The sequence below is a fragment of the Bradyrhizobium sp. CCBAU 51753 genome, assembly GCF_015291565.1.
In the GTDB taxonomy this organism is placed as follows: Bacteria; Pseudomonadota; Alphaproteobacteria; order Rhizobiales; family Xanthobacteraceae; genus Bradyrhizobium; species Bradyrhizobium ivorense.
This window is the reverse complement of the sequence record NZ_CP030037.1, coordinates 140,396-158,044: the sequence shown is the minus strand read 5'-3', so window position 1 is coordinate 158,044 and position 17,649 is coordinate 140,396. Positions and strand designations below refer to the sequence as shown.

At 65.4% G+C, this 17,649-nt stretch carries 17 protein-coding genes; 6 read left to right on the top strand and 11 right to left on the bottom strand.

The features are described 5' to 3' along the window. Nucleotides 1-127: 127 nt before the first annotated feature. Both XH93_RS00710 and XH93_RS00705 read right to left on the bottom strand, forming a co-directional pair. Entirely contained in the window at nucleotides 128-1,543 is a 1,416-nt protein-coding gene (locus tag XH93_RS00710) for an MFS transporter (RefSeq protein ID WP_194472007.1), read from the bottom strand. A 146-nt stretch (nucleotides 1,544-1,689) separates the two neighbouring features. Further along, nucleotides 1,690-2,616, bottom strand: coding sequence for a LysR family transcriptional regulator (locus tag XH93_RS00705; RefSeq protein WP_194472006.1), 927 nt, complete (start codon nucleotides 2,614-2,616; stop codon nucleotides 1,690-1,692). 120 nt (nucleotides 2,617-2,736) lie between these two features. On the opposite strand from XH93_RS00705, the gene XH93_RS00700 reads away from it, so the two are divergent. Further along, nucleotides 2,737-3,906: a CaiB/BaiF CoA-transferase family protein gene (locus XH93_RS00700; protein WP_194472005.1), complete on the top strand. Its 1,170-nt coding sequence runs from the start codon at nucleotides 2,737-2,739 to the stop codon at nucleotides 3,904-3,906. A gap of 7 nt (nucleotides 3,907-3,913) precedes the next feature. Next, entirely contained in the window at nucleotides 3,914-4,861 is a 948-nt protein-coding gene (locus XH93_RS00695; RefSeq protein ID WP_194472004.1) for a hydroxymethylglutaryl-CoA lyase, read from the top strand. A 99-nt stretch (nucleotides 4,862-4,960) separates the two neighbouring features. Here XH93_RS00695 and XH93_RS00690 read toward each other — a convergent pair whose 3' ends face one another. Next, a complete protein-coding gene (locus XH93_RS00690; protein WP_246799456.1) occupies nucleotides 4,961-5,845 on the bottom strand; it encodes a YiiX/YebB-like N1pC/P60 family cysteine hydrolase in 885 nt (294 codons plus the stop codon). 199 nt (nucleotides 5,846-6,044) lie between these two features. Between XH93_RS00690 and XH93_RS00685 the strand changes: the two genes are divergently transcribed. Further along, complete coding sequence (locus tag XH93_RS00685) at nucleotides 6,045-7,454, top strand: NAD(P)/FAD-dependent oxidoreductase (protein ID WP_194472003.1); 1,410 nt, start codon at nucleotides 6,045-6,047, stop codon at nucleotides 7,452-7,454. Nucleotides 7,455-7,665: 211 nt separating this feature from the next. Here XH93_RS00685 and XH93_RS00680 read toward each other — a convergent pair whose 3' ends face one another. The 5 genes from XH93_RS00680 to pheS form a co-directional block, all read right to left on the bottom strand. Then, complete coding sequence (locus tag XH93_RS00680; RefSeq protein ID WP_194472002.1) at nucleotides 7,666-8,610, bottom strand: MBL fold metallo-hydrolase; 945 nt, start codon at nucleotides 8,608-8,610, stop codon at nucleotides 7,666-7,668. A gap of 38 nt (nucleotides 8,611-8,648) precedes the next feature. Further along, a complete protein-coding gene (locus XH93_RS00675; protein WP_194472001.1) occupies nucleotides 8,649-9,425 on the bottom strand; it encodes a sulfite exporter TauE/SafE family protein in 777 nt (258 codons plus the stop codon). A 280-nt stretch (nucleotides 9,426-9,705) separates the two neighbouring features. Further along, entirely contained in the window at nucleotides 9,706-12,114 is a 2,409-nt protein-coding gene (gene pheT / locus XH93_RS00670; protein ID WP_194472000.1) for a phenylalanine--tRNA ligase subunit beta, read from the bottom strand. After that, the gene (locus XH93_RS00665) at nucleotides 12,111-12,545 is read right to left on the bottom strand and encodes an endonuclease domain-containing protein (RefSeq protein ID WP_194471999.1); all 435 of its coding nucleotides are present in this window, start codon (nucleotides 12,543-12,545) and stop codon (nucleotides 12,111-12,113) included. Before XH93_RS00665 ends, pheT begins: the two co-directional genes overlap by 4 nt. A gap of 191 nt (nucleotides 12,546-12,736) precedes the next feature. Further along, nucleotides 12,737-13,819: a phenylalanine--tRNA ligase subunit alpha gene (gene pheS / locus XH93_RS00660; protein ID WP_139856952.1), complete on the bottom strand. Its 1,083-nt coding sequence runs from the start codon at nucleotides 13,817-13,819 to the stop codon at nucleotides 12,737-12,739. 205 nt (nucleotides 13,820-14,024) lie between these two features. Between pheS and XH93_RS00655 the strand changes: the two genes are divergently transcribed. Beyond that, a complete protein-coding gene (locus XH93_RS00655; RefSeq protein WP_194471998.1) occupies nucleotides 14,025-14,435 on the top strand; it encodes a hypothetical protein in 411 nt (136 codons plus the stop codon). A gap of 13 nt (nucleotides 14,436-14,448) precedes the next feature. On the opposite strand, the gene rplT is transcribed toward XH93_RS00655, so the two are convergent. The 3 genes from rplT to infC form a co-directional block, all read right to left on the bottom strand. Beyond that, nucleotides 14,449-14,808: a 50S ribosomal protein L20 gene (gene rplT / locus XH93_RS00650; protein WP_139479640.1), complete on the bottom strand. Its 360-nt coding sequence runs from the start codon at nucleotides 14,806-14,808 to the stop codon at nucleotides 14,449-14,451. A 75-nt stretch (nucleotides 14,809-14,883) separates the two neighbouring features. Next, complete coding sequence (gene rpmI, locus XH93_RS00645; RefSeq protein WP_008539890.1) at nucleotides 14,884-15,084, bottom strand: 50S ribosomal protein L35; 201 nt, start codon at nucleotides 15,082-15,084, stop codon at nucleotides 14,884-14,886. A 419-nt stretch (nucleotides 15,085-15,503) separates the two neighbouring features. After that, entirely contained in the window at nucleotides 15,504-16,043 is a 540-nt protein-coding gene (infC, locus tag XH93_RS00640; RefSeq protein ID WP_139479437.1) for a translation initiation factor IF-3, read from the bottom strand. A gap of 230 nt (nucleotides 16,044-16,273) precedes the next feature. Here infC and XH93_RS00635 point away from each other — a divergent pair, with 230 nt between their 5' ends. Beyond that, nucleotides 16,274-17,122, top strand: a complete 849-nt coding sequence (locus XH93_RS00635; protein WP_194471997.1) for a carboxylesterase — start codon at nucleotides 16,274-16,276, stop codon at nucleotides 17,120-17,122. A gap of 25 nt (nucleotides 17,123-17,147) precedes the next feature. Beyond that, entirely contained in the window at nucleotides 17,148-17,615 is a 468-nt protein-coding gene (locus XH93_RS00630; RefSeq protein WP_194471996.1) for a nuclear transport factor 2 family protein, read from the top strand. The last annotated feature ends 34 nt before the right edge of the window (nucleotides 17,616-17,649 follow it).

Genomic DNA, 17,649 nt, shown 5'->3' with positions numbered 1-17,649 from the left:
GGTAGACACCCAATATGGCTTCGGCAAGGGCCGCTTTCGTCGCGGGCCAATCTGAGCCGAAGCGCTAGATTCTTACTTTGACGCGTTTTCTTCACGCGAACCGGCGTCCACTTCGCTCGAAAACGCTTTAGGCGTCGAGCGGTTTGCCGCGAACCAGCGGTCCCCAGATGCCGATCGCGACGATCACGATGACCATCGCCGCGGTGATCAGGCCGAACACGCCGCCGACGCCGGCTTCCTTCAGCATGAAGGCGACGATGAAGCCGGAGAAGGTGGCGCTGAGCCGGCTCATCGAATAGACGAGGCCGGCCGCGCGGGCCCGGATCGCGGTCGGGAACACCTCGGTCTGGTAGGCGTGATAGGCGTAGGACAGCGTCATGTTGGCGCCGGTCACCAGCACGCCGCTGGCGATCAGCAGCGCCGGCGCGGTGAACTGGGAGAACGCCATGCCGAACACCGCGATCGCCGCGGCCGCGCCGCAGATGATCCATTTGCGCTCGAAGCGGTCGGCGAAGGTCGAGGCCAGCAGCGGCGCGAGCGGATAGGCGAAGGCGATGATGAAGGAGTATTGCAGGCTCTTGGTGACGTTGATGCCCTTCTCGACCAGGAGCGCCGGAACCCAGTTGGCGAAGCCGTAGACGCCGAACGCCTGGCACAGATTGAAGATCATGAACAGCACGACCAGCGAGGCATAAGGCGGCCGGAACAGCTCGGCATAGCCGGGCGATCTGGTCGCCGCCCGCGCCGGCGCAGCCGCTACCGCTGCGGCCGGTGGCGCCGCAGCCACGCCCGCCGCGTCCTCGAGCGTCCGCATGATCCGGTCGGCCTCGCGGGCGCGGCCCTGGCGGGCCAGCCACAGCGGACTTTCCGGCACGTAGAGCCGCAGCACCCAGATCACCATGCTCGCGGTGGCGCCGATCAGCACCACCCAGCGCCAGCCGTCGACGCCGTACGGCGACAGGGGCACCAGCCACCACGACAAGGCAGCGACGATCGGCACCGCCGACAGCATCACCGCCTGGTTGATCGCAAACGCCCGGCCGCGGATCCGGCTCGGCACCAGCTCGGTGATATAGGTGTCGATGGTGACGACCTCGATACCGATCCCGATCCCGGCGATGAAACGCCACAGCAGCAGGCCGCCCGGCGTCGTCTGGCACGCCATGATGACCGACGCCGCGCTGTAGAACAGCAACGAATAGGTGAAGATCGCCTTGCGCCCGAAACGATCGGCGAGGAAGCCGAGGCAAAAGGTGCCGATGAACAGGCCGGCGAAGGTCGCGGCGACGAAGGCGCCGATGCCGGAGAAGCCGAAGAAGGCCTGCGTCGTCGTGGTCATCAGCCCGCTGCGGGCGAGGCCCGGGGCGATGTAGCCGGTGAAGAACAGGTCGTAGATCTCGAAGCAGCCGCCGAGCGAGAGCAGGATGACGAGCCGCCAGACATAGGCTGAGGCCGGCAGCGCCTCGAGCCGCCGCGAGACCTCGTCGGGGCCGCTGGCGGTGCTGGCATGGTCGATCACTGAGCCGGCGTCGACGGCGCTCATGCTGGTCCTCCCGGAATGTTCCGCTGGCCGCCTTTCTTGCGAAGGCGTGCCGGTGGCCCATGTTTGGGCGGCGGGGAGCCAGAAATCCAGACGAACATATCGAAGGAATCGTTCGAGATTTTCGATATCGGTAGTCCCAACGCAGGTCAGATCAGCAATGTCGCCTGCCAGAAGCCACGGCCGACCTGCTCGGCGACCAGGGCGCGGATCAGCCGGCACATCTCCTCCATCACATAGGTCATCGGGCGGTTGCGCAGGCGGCAGAGATAGAGCGTGCGGGCCAGCGTCGGTTCGATCACCTCGCGCGCCACCAAGGTCTTCGCCTTCAACTGTTCCTTCACGAACAGGTCGGTCGCGATGGTGCAGCCGAGGCCGTCGGTCAACGCGCCGATCATGCCGGTGATCGAGTTGAGGCGCATGATCGCGTTGGCCTCCAGCCGCTTCAGCAGCACCGGATCGTCCAGCAGCGCCCGCGACGACAAGCCGTAGAGCAACAGAATCAGCGGCAGCCGCGTCACCTCCTCGAAGCTGATCGGCGCCTTGCTCTTGCCGATCAGCTTCTCGGTGCCGACGCAGAACATCTGCTCCTCCAGCACCGGCTCGGCGATCAGGTCCTTCTCCGCCGGCGGATTGTAGACCAGCGCGAGATCGATCTCGGACCGCATGAGATGCAGCAGCGTCGCGCCGGACAGGCTTTCGGTCAGCGACAATTTTACGTTCGGATGCTTGGTCAGCACGGTGCGCATCAACGGCACACCGATCGCCTTCATCCCGGAATTGGCCATGCCGATCGAGATGTCGCCGGCAATGACGCTGCCGCCTTCCTTGATCTCGCGCTCGGCCGCCGCCATCGCGCGCAGGATGATGCGGGCGTGCTCATAGAGCCGCTCACCGGCCGCGGTCGGTTCCATGCCGCGCGGCTTGCGCTCGAATAGCGGCGTTGCAAATTCCGCCTCGAGATTCGCGATATGATGGCTCAGCGCGGATTGCGCGACATTGGCCTGGTCCGCCGCCCGCGACAGGTTGCGCTGCTCGTAAACCGCGATGAAATAGCGAAGCTGGCGCGAATCCATGAAAATCCAGCGTTCTAGAACCACGAATACACTATTCGACAGATTATATTTTTCAGATAGCGTGCGGAAGCCTAGCCTCAGCTGATACCGAACAAGCGCGCAATGAGCACGGAGCAACCGATGACGGGCAGCGGACTGCCGCTGGAAGGCGTAAGGGTCATCGAGATGACCCACATGGTGATGGGGCCGACCTGCGGCATGATCCTGGCGCAACTTGGCGCCGAGGTGATCAAGGTCGAGCCGCCCGCCGGCGACAAGACCCGCTCGCTCGGCGGCATGGGCGTCTCGTTCTTCCCGCTGTTCAACCGCGGCAAGCGCAGCGTCGTGCTCGACTTCGCCAAGACTGAAGATCGCGAGACCATGCATCGGCTGCTCGCCAGCGCCGACGTGTTCCTGGAAAACTTTCGTGATGGCCAGCTCGACAAGCAAGGTCTCGGGCCCGAGGAGCTGCGCAAGAAATACCCGCAGCTGATCGTGGCAGGCCACAAGGGCTTTCTGTCCGGCCCCTATGAGCATCGCCCGGCGCTGGACGAGGTCGTGCAGATGATGTCCGGGCTCGCCGCGATGACCGGCACCCGCGACAAGCCGCAGCGCGTCGGCTCCTCCGCCAACGACATCATGGGCGGCATGTTCGGCGTGATCGCAATCCTCGCCGCGCTCTATCAGAAGCGTGGCGGCAACAAGAGCGGTGCCGATATCCGCATCGGCCTGTTCGAGAACTGCCTGTTCCTGGTCGCCCAGCACATGGTCGAGTACGAGATGACCGGCCGCAAGCCGCGCTCGATGCCGGAGCGCGAGCACGCCTGGCCGATCTACGACATCTTCGATGCCGCCGGTGGCGACCGCATCTTCATCGGCGTCGTCACCGAAGGCCATTGGCAGAGCTTTTGCCGCGAGTTCGGCCTGCATGAATTTGCCGACGATCCGGCGCTGCGCACCACCACGGATCGCATCATGGCGCGCGACCGGATCATTCCGCGCGTCGCCGAGGTGATCAAGGGCTGGAAGGTGGCGGACCTTTCGGCGAAGCTCGACGCGCTCAACATCTGCTTCTCGCCGATCAACCGTCCGGAGGATTTGCTGCACGACCCGCATGTGCTGCGCCCCGGCGGCCTCGTCAACAATGTGAACGCCGACGGCAAGCCGTTCCGCGTCCCGGCGCTGCCGGTCGAATGGAACGGCAGCCATATCGGCGAAGGCCTGAAGGTCGCGGCGCTCGGCGCGGATACCGACGACGTCCGAGCCGAGCTCGCACAACAAAAGATCTCATCAACCGGAAACGCTGCGTGAGGCTGTCATGACCCGCGTCCACGATATCTATCCCAACGACAAGGTGACCCTGCGCGAAGTCGGCCTGCGCGACGGCCTGCAGCTGGTGAAGACCTTTCCGTCGACATCCGCGAAGCAGCGCTGGGTGCGCGATGAATACGCCGCCGGCGTCCGGCACTTTGAGGTAGGCTCGTTCCTGCCGGCAAAAACCTTTCCGCAATTCGTCGATGTGCGCGACGTCGTCGCGACGGTTGCCGCGCTGCCCGGCGCGCACGGCATCGCGCTGGCGCTGAACGAGCGCGGCGTCAACGAGGCGCTGGCCTCCGGCGTCGGCGAAATTGCCACGGTGGTGTCGGCGACCGAGGAGCACAGCCAGGCCAATGCCAACCGCTCGCGCGAATCCGCGATCGAGAACGTCAGGCGGCTCTGCGAACTGCGCGACGCCAGCGCGCACAAGCCGGTCGTCAATGCGGCGATCTCGATGGCGCTGGGCTGCTCGATCGTCGGCGCGGTCGATCCGGCCGAGGTGCTGCGCCTGACCGAAAAGCTCTACGAGGCCGGCGTCGACATGGTCGCGATCGCCGACACCGTCGGCTATGCCGGGCCGAAGCAGGTCGGCGAGTTGACACGCGGCGCGGTCAGGATCGCCGGATCGAAGCCGGTCTGCGTCCACCTGCACGACACCCGCGGCATGGGCATCGCCAATGCATCCGCTGCGCTCGACGAGGGTGCCCGCGTGCTCGACGGCTCGCTCGGCGGCCTCGGCGGCTGCCCGTTCGCGCCCGGCGCGACCGGCAATGTCGTGTTCGAGGACCTCGTGTTCCTCTGCGAGAGCAAGGGATTTCCGACCGGTATCGATCTCGACCGTCTGATCGCGGTGCGCGAGATCCTCAAATCCGAGATGCCGAATGAGGCGCTCTATGGCGGCCTCGCCCGCGCCGGCCTGCCGCGCGGCGCAAACGCGAAGGCGGCGTAACGCGCTCGTAGCCCGGATGGAGCGAAGCGTGTCTCGCCGCGGATGGTCTGTCCCGGATTGCGCTTCGCTGCATCCGGGCTACGCGGCTACGGCACGCAACTACGCTTGCGTCGGCTCCGCGGCCGTCATTTCCGTAGCAGCCGGAAGCGGCGCCGCTTCGTCAGCCGCTTCAGGAACGAGCGGCGGCGACTTGCGCTCTGGAAACACACTGAATTCGCCCGCCACCTCCTGGAGCGGCTTCTGCTTGTCGGCCCAGTGCAGGGCTGTGTAGTCGAATCCGTGTACGATGGTGGGTTTGACGATTTCGAAATAGGGCGAGATGTCGAAATCGCGCGGCATGTAGAGCGAGGAATCGCGGATGTGCAGGATCTCGCGGCGCGCCTTGCGGCTGGCGGCGCGGGTGATCTTGGGCAGGATCGGATAGCGCACGGCGTCGAAGGCCTGCGCGATCAGCGCCGAGCAGATGATCTTGGTCGGATCGCCGGAGCCGAATGCGATCATGCGACGGCGAAAGCGCTGCGGGATCGGCAGCGGAAACAGATAGCGCGCGAGATCGACGATGTTCTTGGTGTCGTAGCCGAAGCCGATGCGGTTGATGGCGTAGCGGCACACCGTGGTGCGGTCCTCGAACGACAATCCGACCGGACGGCAGAGCCTTGTGTGGTAAGCGAAATATTTCGACAGCGGCGCCGAGGTGACGCCCTCGCCGATATTGGCCTCGATCAGCACATGCTGCTCGCCGTCGGGCTCGAATGCACCGTCGATCGGGCCGACAAACAGCGCGGCGTGCGACCAGGTCGACTGCGTGAGATATTTGATGATGCCGGAGATGCGGTTGTTGCCCTCGACCAGCAGGACGTCACCCGGCTGGATGATGTCGCGCAGATGGTCCGGATCGCTCGGCGTGAACGGTTCGTAGCCGGGCACCTCCTTCTGCAGGTACCCAGCGATCCATTGGCCGACAGTGTCGAGCATTACGCCCATTAATTCCCCCCGAGCGGTTCTACGACCGCTTGTCTTCACCTAATAGTCGCCGCAAGCCGTTGCAATTTAGTTCATGCATGGTGCCGATCAATCATGATTGATTTACCCTGATGGTTGCTGCGGTCGGTGAGATGCGGCACAGTTCGCGAAGCGTTCTCATTCGCTGGAAGTCCCCGGAAACCATGCCAGAAAAAACACCATGCCCATGACCCGCCGCGATTTCCTGTCGGCGTCCGCAGGCCTCGCGCTGGTGCCTGCGCTGGGCGGCCGGGTCGTTGCTGCGCCAGTGCCGCGCGAGGCCGACATTGTCGTGATCGGCGCCGGCGCCGCCGGCATTGCCGCCGCGCGGCGGATCGCTGCGGCCAATCGCAAGGTGATTGTGGTGGAGGCGTCCGGCCAGATCGGCGGGCGCTGCCAGACCGATGCGTCGAGCTTCGGCGTGCCGTTCGATCGCGGCGCGCGCTGGATGCACAATCCCGAGACCAATCCGATGATCCGCCTCGCCCGCGCGGCCGGCCTCGAGATCGTCACCGCGCCGGCGGGCCAGAAGATCCGCATCGGCCGGCGCTACGCCCGTCCGGGCGAGACCGAGGAATTTCTGGCGGCGCTGGTGCGCACCAACCGCGCCATCGACGACGCCTCGCGCAAGGCCGATATCGCCTGCGCCGCGGCGCTGCCGAAGGACCTCGGCGACTGGACCGGCACCGCGGAATTCCTGCTCGGCGCCGGCTTCAGCGGCAAGGACCTGAAGGACGTCTCCGCCGTCGACAAGGTGCGCGCGCAGGACCGCAACACGGCGATCGGGTGCCGGCAGGGGCTCGGTGCGCTGGTCGCAAAGCTCGGCGAGCAGCTGCCGCTGTCGCTGTCGACGCCGGCGCAGCGCATTTCGTGGAGCAACCGCGACGTGATGGTCGAGACGCCCTCGGGCAAGATCACCGCGCGCGCCGCCATCATCACCGTATCGAGCAACGTGCTCACCAGCGGCAACATCAAATTCGCGCCCGAGCTGCCGAAGCGCGCGCTCGATGCCGCCGCGAAGCTGAGCCTCGGCAGCTATGACCGCATCGCGCTGCAGCTCCCCGGCAATCCACTCGGCCTGTCGCGCGACGACGTCATCGTGGAACAGAGCAATTCGACGAAGACGGCGCTGCTCTACGGCAATATCGGCGGCTCCTCCCTGTGCACGATCGACATCGGCGGCTCGTTCGGGCGCGATCTCTCCGCACAGGGCGAGAAGGCGATGACGGCGTTCGCGGTGGAATGGCTGACCAAGCTCTATGGCAGCGAGGCCGGCGCGGCGGTGAAGAAGACCAGCGTCACGCGCTGGAACGCCTCGCCCTTCATCCTCGGCGCGATGTCCGCCGCCGTACCCGGCGCGCAGCAATCGCGAAAAATCCTGAGCGAGCCGATCGGCTGCGTCTATCTCGCCGGCGAAGCCACGCATGAGACGCTGTGGGGCACTGTCGACGGCGCCTGGGAAAGCGGCGAACGCGCCGCCGACGCTGCGCTGCGGCGGATCGGTGCGATCAGGGACACGACCCCGGAGCCCGCGCCGGCTGCGAAGCCGCGCCGGCGCACGCCGCACCACCCTGCCGGGCCGATGAATTAAGGTTGCGGTCGAGCGCCGGTCGCGCGCATGCAGGGACGACGGTGAGTTAGGTTTCGCATTGCTCGCCAAATAACCGGTGTCATCACCCGCGCATGCGGGTGATCCAGTATTCCAGAGGCAGTCATTGTTAGGCCGACAGGCCGCGGCGTACTGGATCGCCCGGTCGGGCCGGGCGATGACAGTTGTGGATGGGATACAGCCGGCCGCCGCCTCACACCGGCAGCCTGAGCTCCATCAGGTCCTTCGCCACCACGATCCGGCCGGAGAAATTTTTCTTCACGTCCCTGGTCCAATCATCGTCGGTGACCTGCGGATCGTCGCCGGGCACGAAATGGCTCATCACCAGCATCTTCACGTTGGCGGCGACGGCGATGCGGCCGACGTCTTCGGTCGAGGTGTGGCTGTCGAGCAGATGCTTCTTCAGCGCCGCGCCGTTCTTGGTGGTCGCCACCAGGCGATCGACCGCGGGGACGTAGAGGCATTCGTGCACCAGCACGTCGGCGCCTTTGGCAAACTCGGCGAGTTTTGGGTTGTAGGCAGTGTCGCTGGAGAACACGATGACGCCGTCCGGCGTCTCGAACTTGTAGGCGAAGTTGTCGACGATCGGCGGATGCGGTGTGCGGAAGGCGGTGACGGTGACATCGGATGTCTTCAGCACCACGCCGTCATCGGCGATGTCCTTCGCGATCAAGAGCGGGCGCGGGTCGGGGCGGCCTTCGTCCTCGATCCGGGTCTCGACGTCGAACTTGTTGAGCTCCCAATACGCTCTGGTCATCGCCTCGATGCCCTTGGGGCCGAACGAATGGATCGGCGTTTTCAGGCCGGCGGCCCAGGCGTTGTAGAACAGATTGCCGTATTCGAGGTTGTGATCGGAATGGTGATGGCCGATGAAGATGTATTTCACCGACGGGATCGGCACGCCGGCGCGCACCAGCTGACGGCTGACGCCCATGCCACAGTCGATCACGAATGGGGTATCGCCAACGACGACGAGATTGGCCGGATTGGAGGCGCCGGTGCCGACCCGCGGCCCGCCCTTGGTGCCGAGAAACACGATGCGCGTGCGCGGCTTGGCGTCTTGCGCGCGCACCGCCGGCGCCGCGAGCATGGCGGCGCTGCCGAGCGCCAGTTTCAATGCGTTGCGGCGATCGATCATCGGTGGCTCCCTGGGCTTGTTCTCGGTTGAGAGCGACCCTAACCGCCGCGCAGGATGCCATCAAGCGCCGGCAATCCGACGATGACGGCAGCGGCGATCAGCGCATAGCAGATCGCGCGAAACACCCTTTCGCTCGCTTTGCCGAACAGCGCGGCGCCGAACCAGACCCCGATGCCGTAGACCGGACCAACGATCAGTGAGAATTTCACCGACTCGAGCGTGATCAGTCCGGTGAAGAAGTAGCTGATCAGCGAGAAGAAGTCCGAGGCGCCGAAGAACAGCACGATATTGGCGCGCGAGACCACGGAGGAGATCGGGCGGCCGAGCCAGTAAGCGATGATCGGCGGGCCGCCGGTTTGCGCGAGACCGCTGCAGAAGCCGGAGAGGCCGCCGACGCCGACCGAGAGCGCGGCATGCTCGTTGCCGTGGTAGCGCCAGCCCGACAGCAGCAGCACCAGCAGCGCCGCGACGAAGCCGGAGATGATCCAGCGCGTCGTGATGGGCTCGAGCACGGTGAGGAAATAGGTGCCAATGGGAACGCCGACCAGCGCACCAGCGACCATCACCGCGGTCGCCTTGCGGTCGGCATGCCTCCACGCGTTCGGCAGCAGCGGTGTTGCCGCGACGAAGTCGATGAGGAGCAGCAGTGCCGCCACCAGTCGCGGCCCTGCGACGCTGCTCGCCAGCGGCATGAAGATCAGCGCCGAGCCGAAGCCGGAGAAGCCGCGCGCGGTGCCGGAGACAAAGGCGATGGCGCAGATCGCGAGCGCGATCTGGGTCGAGATGTCGGAGGGGATGAGGCTGAGGGAGGTCATGCGGAGGGACTGGGACGTGAGGCTCGATCTGCTGTGCGGCGCTCGAGCGGCGATTCAAATAGGACCGCAACCTTATCAGACCCGTCATCCTGAGGTGCGCGCCCGGCGGCGCACTTGCGCCGCTGGGCGAGCCTCGAAGGATGAATCGGCCCACAGTCGGGCCGTCGACCCTTCGAGGGCCGCTGAAGAAGCGGCCACCTCAGGGTGACGGTGATAGATTGGTGCCGGAGGTGGGTTCGTGACGGTGATAGATCCACGAAGCTCATCGCCCGTAGCCCCATCACCCCCGCAGCGTGCCGCCGGTTTTCTTCGTGACCTCGGCGACGATCCTAGCCGCGACGGCGTCGATTTCCTGGTCGGTCATCGTCTTGTCGCGGGGCTGCATCGTCACCGCGATCGCGATCGACTTCTTGTCGGGATCGATGCCCTTGCCCTCGTAGACGTCGAACACGGTCACACCCGTGATCAGCTTCTTGTCGAGGTTCTGCACGGTGCGGACGATGTCGCTGGCCTTGACGGTGCGGTCGACGATGAAGGCGAAGTCGCGCGACACCGGCTGGAACGTCGAGAGGTCGATCGGCGGCTTGGCGCGGGTCGCTCTCTGCTTGCCTTCCGGGATGCGCTCGAGGATCATCTCGAACACGATCATCGGGCCGTCGGCGCCGAGCGCCTCGGCGGTGCGCGGATGCAACTCGCCGAAGTAGCCGAGCACGTTCTGCGGACCGATCTGGATGGTGCCGGAGCGGCCCGGGTGCAGCCAGGCCGGCCCGCCCGGCACGATCTGCAACGCCTGCATCGGTGCGCCGGCGGCCGCCAGCACGGCGAAGGCATCGGCCTTGGCGTCCATCGCATCCGCAGTCGAGGAGCCGATCCAGTGCCGTCCGGTGCCCGTCGAAGAGGCGTAGCCATGGCGCACGCCGGAGGCGGCCACGAACTGGTCCTCCGGCCGGTCGCCGCGGAACACCTGACCGACCTCGAATAGCGCGAGGTCAGGATAGCCGCGGTTGATGTTGGCCTGCGCTGCCGCGACCAGGCCCGGCACCAGGCTCGGCCGCATGTCGGACAGATCGGCCGCGATCGGGTTCGCCAGCACTAGCTCGGCCTGGCCGCCGCCGAACAGTTTTGCCGCGTCATTGGTGATGAACGACCAGGTCACCGCCTCGACCAGGCCGCGCGCACCGAGCGCGCGCTTGGCGCGGCGGGTGCGCTGCTGGATCGGCGTCAGCACCGGCTTGCGCGGCTCCTCACCGCGATCGAACGGCGTCATCGGCACCTTGTCGACGCCGACGATGCGCACGATCTCCTCGACGATGTCGGCCTTGCCCTGCACGTCGGTGCGCCAGGACGGGATCGCGATCTTCACCACCGGGCCGGCGCCCGCCAGCATGAAGCCGAGCCGGGTCAGGATCAGCTTGACCTCGACCAGCGGCACCTCGATGCCGGCGAGCCGCTTCACCTCGCTGAGCGGGAAGTCGATGACGCGATCCTCGCCGAACTGCTTGCCGACCACGACGTTCTCGGACGGCGTGCCGCCGCACAGATCCAGCACCATCTTGGTGGCGAGCTCGAGCCCGGGCACCATGAAGGCCGGATCGACGCCGCGCTCGAAGCGGTAGCGCGCATCGGAGTTGATGCCGAGCTTGCGGCCGGTCTGGGCGATGTTGATCTCGTTCCACAGCGCCGATTCGATCAGCACATCGGTGGTGCTCTCGTCGCAGCCCGAAGCCTCGCCGCCCATGATGCCGGCGAGCGACTCGACGCCGTGCTCGTCGGCGATGACGCAGATGTTGCTGTCGAGCGTGTAGGTGCGGCCGTCGAGCGCGAGCAGCGTCTCGCCATCCCTGGCGCGGCGGACGGTGAGATTGCCCTGCACCTTCTTGGCGTCGAACACGTGCAGCGGGCGGGCGCGGTCATAGGTCATGAAGTTGGTGATGTCGACCAGCGCGTTGATCGGGCGCAGCCCGATCGCGGTCAACCGCTGCTGCAGCCATTCCGGCGACGGGCCGTTCTTCACCCCGCGCACCAGGCGCAGCGCGAAGCCGGGGCAGAGCGTCGGGTCTTCCACCGTCACCTGCACCGGGCAGGGGAATTCGCCCTTGATCGGCCTGATCCCGGGATCCCTGAACTTGCCCATGTCTGCGGCGGAGAGATCGCGCGCGATGCCGTGCACGCCGGTGCAGTCCTGCCGGTTCGGTGTCAGATTGATCTCGATGACGGGGTCGCCGAGCCTCGCCCATTCGACAAAGCCCTTGCCGACCGGCGCATCCGCCGGCAGCTCCATGATGCCGTCGTGATCTTCCGAGAGCTGCAGCTCGGCCGCCGAGCACAGCATGCCGCGGCTCTCGACGCCTCTGATAGTGCCAACGCCGAGCGTGATGTTCTTGCCGGGGATGTAGGTGCCGGGCGGCGAGAACACGCTGATCAGCCCGGCGCGCGCATTCGGCGCGCCGCACACCACCTGCACCGGCGCCCCGCCGTCGCCGGTGTCGACCATGCAAACGCGCAGCCGATCGGCATTCGGATGCTGCTCGGCCGAAATCACCCGCGCAATGGTGAACGGCGCCAGCGCCTTCGCCTTGTCCTCGATGCTCTCGACCTCGAGCCCGATCATGGTGAGCTTCTCGGCGAGCCTATCGAGCGGCTCATCGGTCTCGAGATGTTCCTTCAGCCAGGAGAGGGTGAACTTCATGACGACGGCTTCTCCGATCCCCTCTCCCGCTTGCGGGGGAGGGTTAGGGTGGGGGCTCTCTCCGCGATGGTAGAGGCAATTATTTCGAGGACGCCTGCTCGATTGTTCAGGACGTCGAGGTTGTTGAAGCGAAGAACCTTGAAGCCTTTCGCTTCGATAATGGCTGAGCGTACTGCGTCAGCACGTTCGCCCTGATCCGAAAAATGCTGGCCACCGTCGAGTTCGATGACGAGCTTTGCGGCGTGGCAGATGAAATCGGCGATGTAGTTCTCGATTGGAACCTGGCGGCGGAAGCTAGCTCCGTTGAGCCGATTGCCGCGCAGCTCGGACCAAAGGATGCGCTCGACGTCGGTCGAGTTCTTGCGAAGCGCACGCGCGTTGGATCGGAGTTTCTCCGACACCTTCCAATCGGGATGCTCGGGATCGACCATTGCCAGCCCCATTGTGGAGAGACCCCCACCCCAACCCTCCCCCGCAAGCGGGAGAGGGAGTTCGACCGTTCGTGGCGAGGAAGTCTTCGTGTCCATTCGAGACGCGTGCGCACGCTCCATCCATTCCCTCCCTCGCTTGCGGGTGAGGGTTGGGGTGGCGGCTCTCTCATTTGAGGGAGCGCAGACCGGCATCACGTGCTCAACCCTCCCGCGATCGTCGGGATCTCCAGCGGCTTGAAGCCGTAGTGGTTGAGCCAGCGGACGTCGTTCTCGAACATCTGCCTGAGATCGGCGATACCGTATTTCAGCATCGCGATGCGGTCGATGCCCATGCCCCAGGCAAAGCCCTGGTAGACGTCGGGATCGAGGTTGCAGGCGCGCAGCACGTTCGGGTGCACCATGCCGCAGCCGAGGATCTCCATCCAGTCCTCGCCCTCGCCGAAGCGGATCTCGCCCTTGTCGCGGCGGCACTGGATGTCGACCTCGAGCGACGGCTCGGTGAACGGGAAGAACGATGGCCGGAACCGCATGTTGATGTGGTCGACCTCGAAGAACGCCTTGCAGAACTCGTGCAGGATCCATTTGAGGTGGCCGAGATGCGAACCCTTGTCGATCACGAGGCCCTCGACCTGGTGGAATTGCGGCGTGTGGGTCGCGTCCGAATCGATGCGGTAGGTGCGGCCCGGGCAGATCACGCGGATCGGCGGCTTCTGCGTGAGCATGGTGCGCACCTGCACCGGCGAGGTGTGGGTGCGCAACAGCATGCGCGAGCCGTCCTCCTTCGGATTGAAGAAGAAGGTGTCGTGCATCTCGCGCGCGGGATGGCCGATCGGGAAGTTCAGTTTTGTGAAGTTGTAGTCGTCGGTCTCGATGTCCGGACCCTCGGCGACCGCAAAGCCCATGTCGGCGAAGATGGTGGTGAGCTCGTCCCAGACCTGGCTCAGCGGATGGATACGGCCGGCATCCGCCGGCGTGTCGCGCAGCGGCAGCGTGACGTCGATGGTCTCGGCGGCGAGGCGTGCATCCAGCGCGGCCGCTTTGAGCACGTCGCGCCGGGTCGCGAGCGCCTGCGTCACCGCATCCTTGGCGAGGTTGATCTTGGCGCCCTCGGTCTTGCGCTCGTCCGGCGACATTTTGCCCAGCGTTGCAAGGAGCGCGGAGATCGAGCCCTTCTTGCCGAGGGAGGCGACGCGCACCGCCTCGAGGGCGGCCTCGTCGGAGGCGGCGGCGATCTGGTCGAGGATGGATTTTTCGAGCGTTGCGAGGTCCGACACGGGTCAATTCCTGCTTTGAGCGGCGCACGATCCGATCGGAAAACCGGGAGCCATTTGTCCGGATCGTGCTGCCAAATTCGGGCTGGGTTGTCGCCGCCCGAAGGCGGTAACGTCAAGCAAAAAGCCGGTCATTTCGGGCCGGCGAGCGGGCCGGTTGAACCCCCTCGCGGCGCGATGGGACCAAAGGGGGAAGAGGAGATTTGCGATGCACTTGCGGTCCTGGCTGGCTGGCCTTGCCGTCGTCCTGTCGCTCGCCGCATCTCCGGCACGTGCGGCGGTCTGCATGGAGACGTCGATGACGCTGGACGCGATCGTCGAGGCCATCAACGCCACCAAGGGATGCGCGGCGGCGATGAAGCTGTTCACGGACTGCGCATTCGGCGCGAGCGGCGACGTCCAGCTCGGCGAGGCCGTCGAGAAGAAGTGCGAGGCGGACTTCCTGTCCGGCCTGAAGGGCGCGCAGAAGAAGACCTATGCGGGCGAGCTCGGCCGCTGTGATCGCAAATACCGCAACGAGAGCGGCACCATGTACCGCTCGTTCACGGCATTCTGCCGGGCCGAGGTGTCGCAGCGCTATTCGCAGAAGGCGCTGAAAGCGGGCTCGAAGGCCCGCTAGCGGGCGCGAGAGATCAGGCGGCCAGCGCGGCCTTGGCCTTCTCGGCGATCGCCTGGAACGCAGCCGGCTCGTGGATCGCGAGATCCGACAGCACCTTGCGGTCGACGGTAATGCCCGACTTGGACAGGCCGTTGATAAACACGCTGTAGGTCATGCCGAACGGACGGACGGCGGCGTTAAGGCGCTGGATCCAGAGCGCGCGGAAGGTGCGCTTCTTGCGCTTGCGGTCGCGGAAGGCGTACTGGCCGGCCTTTTCGACCGCCTGCTTGGCGACGCGGATCGTGTTCTTGCGGCGGCCGTAATAGCCCTTGGCGGCCTTGTAGACTTTCTTGTGCTTGGCGTGAGCGGTCACACCGCGTTTGACGCGAGACATGACGGAAATCCTTGAGATCTATGAAGTGATGACGGGGGCCTCGCGCGGACGCGGGCCGGTTTCAAGCAGCTGCGATCAGGCGTTCGGCAAGAAGTACTTCTTGACGTTGTCGCCGTCGGTCTTGAACAGCACGCGGGTGCCGCGGAGCTGACGGATCTGCTTCTTGGTCCGCTTGATCATACCGTGGCGCTTGCCGCGCTGGGCGTGCATGACTTTGCCGGTGGCCGTCACCTTGAAGCGCTTTTTAGCGCCCGATTTGGTCTTCAACTTGGGCATTTGGCTCTCCTGTCGCACAACACAAAAATCGCCCCGAAAGGCGTTCGGCCGGCTAAAATGCTCGTTAGAGCGTTGATAGTGCTAAGGTTTTTCCCGAATTGGACGAACCTGCACTGAACGTCGCCACGGCAGCCCTTGATCAGCCGGGCGGCGAAGGCCCGGCTTATGACAGAGGAAGCGCGGTTTTGCAATGCTCGGCGGCCAGCAACCGGCTCCCTCTTCTCCTTCCCCCTGAAAGGGGGAAGGTCGGGATGGGGGTCAGGCCGCGGCGGTGGTGTCGGAGGAGAGAGCAGATCCCCACCCGCTTTGCTCTGGCGAGCAAAGCGACCTCCCCTTTTCAAGGGGAGGTGGGTACGGAAACGAAACAGCCCGCCGATCCAGCGGGCCGCTCCATTCTCAGCAATCCGACTAACGCGAACCTAGCGCGGCGCCAGCACCATCACGACCTGGCGGCCTTCGAACCTTGCGTCCTGCTCGACCTTGGCGAACTCGGCGACATCGGCCTTCACCTTGTCCAAGAGCTTGGTGCCGATCTCCTGGTGCGCCATCTCACGACCGCGGTAGCGCAAGGTGATCTTGACCTTGTCGCCTTCCTCGAAGAAGCGCTGCATAGCGCGCATCTTCACGTCATAGTCGTGATCGTCGATCATCGGGCGGAGCTTGATCTCCTTGATCTCGACGACCTTCTGCTTCTTGCGGGCTTCGGCGGCCTTCTTCTGCGCGGAATATTTGTACTTGCCGTAGTCCATGATCTTGCAGACCGGCGGACTGGTGTTCGGCGAAATCTCGACGAGATCCATGCCAGCTTCCATGGCCATCTTGATGGCCACCATTGTCTCGACGGTGCCTTTGTTGACACCATCCTGATCGATCAGCTGGATCTGCGCGTTGCGGATGTCATCATTGGTGCGCGGCCCATCTTTGGCGACTGCGGGCGGGGCTCTATTGGGACGGCGAATGGGTAACTCTCCAAAGTTGTGAAAGGGAAGGCGGATATTTTGTAGCAAGACGTTGCAACGGGCAAGCGAACTCGCTGATTACGCGGCAAAACCGTCAAATGCGAGGCATTTTGGCCACGCACGGCACATATAGCGGGTGCGCGCACTCCGCAAGGCGTCGGACGCAGCCGTTGACCGGTGCCAGCGGACGATTGAAAACCAAATCCCTGACACCCGAGTGACCGACCCAAATGACTGAGCCGACAACCCAAACTGCCGCAGCCAACCAGGAACCCGCTTTCATCGAGGTCGGCGAGGGCGATCACAAGCGGCGGATCGCGGTGCGCGCCCGCGCCGCCCGCGGCCCGGGGAGCGCAAGTGGTGCCCCCGGCAGCGCAAGTGGCGCGCCGGGGCTGGTCTGGCTCGGCGGGTTCAAATCCGACATGCAGGGCACCAAGGCGCTGGCGCTCGATGCCTGGGCCGCCGAGCACGGCCGCAGCTCGGTCCGGTTCGACTATTCCGGCCATGGCGAATCCTCCGGGGATTTTGCCGACGGCACGATCGGCCGCTGGCTCGAGGAGAGTGTCGCGGTGTTTACGCAATTCTGCCGCGGGCCGCAGGTGCTGATCGGTTCCTCGATGGGCGGCTGGATGGCGCTGCTCTTGGCGCGCGAGATCGCGCGGCGCGGAGAGGGGCAGGCCTCGCTCGCCGGCCTGGTGCTGATCGCGCCGGCGCCTGACTTCACCGAGGAACTGATGTGGAAGGGCTTTTCGCCCGAAATCCGCGCCGAAATCGAGACGAAGGGCCTCTGGCTGCGGCCGTCGGACTATGGCGACGGCTCGCCGTATCCGATCACCCGCGCCCTGATCGAGGAGGGCCGCAACCACCTCCTGCTCGGCAGCAAGATCGATGTCGGCTGCCCGGTGCGCATCCTGCAGGGCGCGCAGGATCCGGACGTGCCGTGGAAGCACGCCTTCGCGCTGGTGCACCGGCTGCCGGCCGAGGACGTGGTGCTGACCATGATCCAGGACGGCGACCACCGCCTGTCGCGCCCGCAGGACATCGCGCGGATCATCGCCGCAGTGGCGGAGATCGGGTAAGCTCCTCTCACAGGGAGAACCGTCAATGGAAACCACAACAATGCTGCGCGCGTTCTGCGACGCGGTCGAGCAGCGCGACGGCAAGGCGTTTGCAAAACTGTTCAGCGAGGACGGCGTCTATCACGACGTGTTTTACGGCGCGTTCAAGGGCCACGAACGAATCGCCGAGATGATCGACGACTGGTTCTACCGGACCGCGACCGATTTCCGCTGGGACATGCACGATCCCGTCAGCGACGGCACGACGCTCTACGCGCGCTACACGTTCAGCTATCGCTCGACCCTGCCGGAGGCGAAGGGCGCCCGTGCGATGTTCGAGGGCGTCGCGATCCTGCGGCTGCGCGACGGCAGGATCGCGGAGTATCACGAGGTCGCCAACACCGCGCCGGCGTTCGTCGACCTGAATTTTGCGCCGGAGCGGATCGCCAAGATCGTCGGCAAGCAGGGCGCGGAGCTGCGGGCGCGGCCGGAGATGAAGCGGCATTTGGCCTAGTAATTCACCGTCATTGCGAGGAGCCGAGCGACGA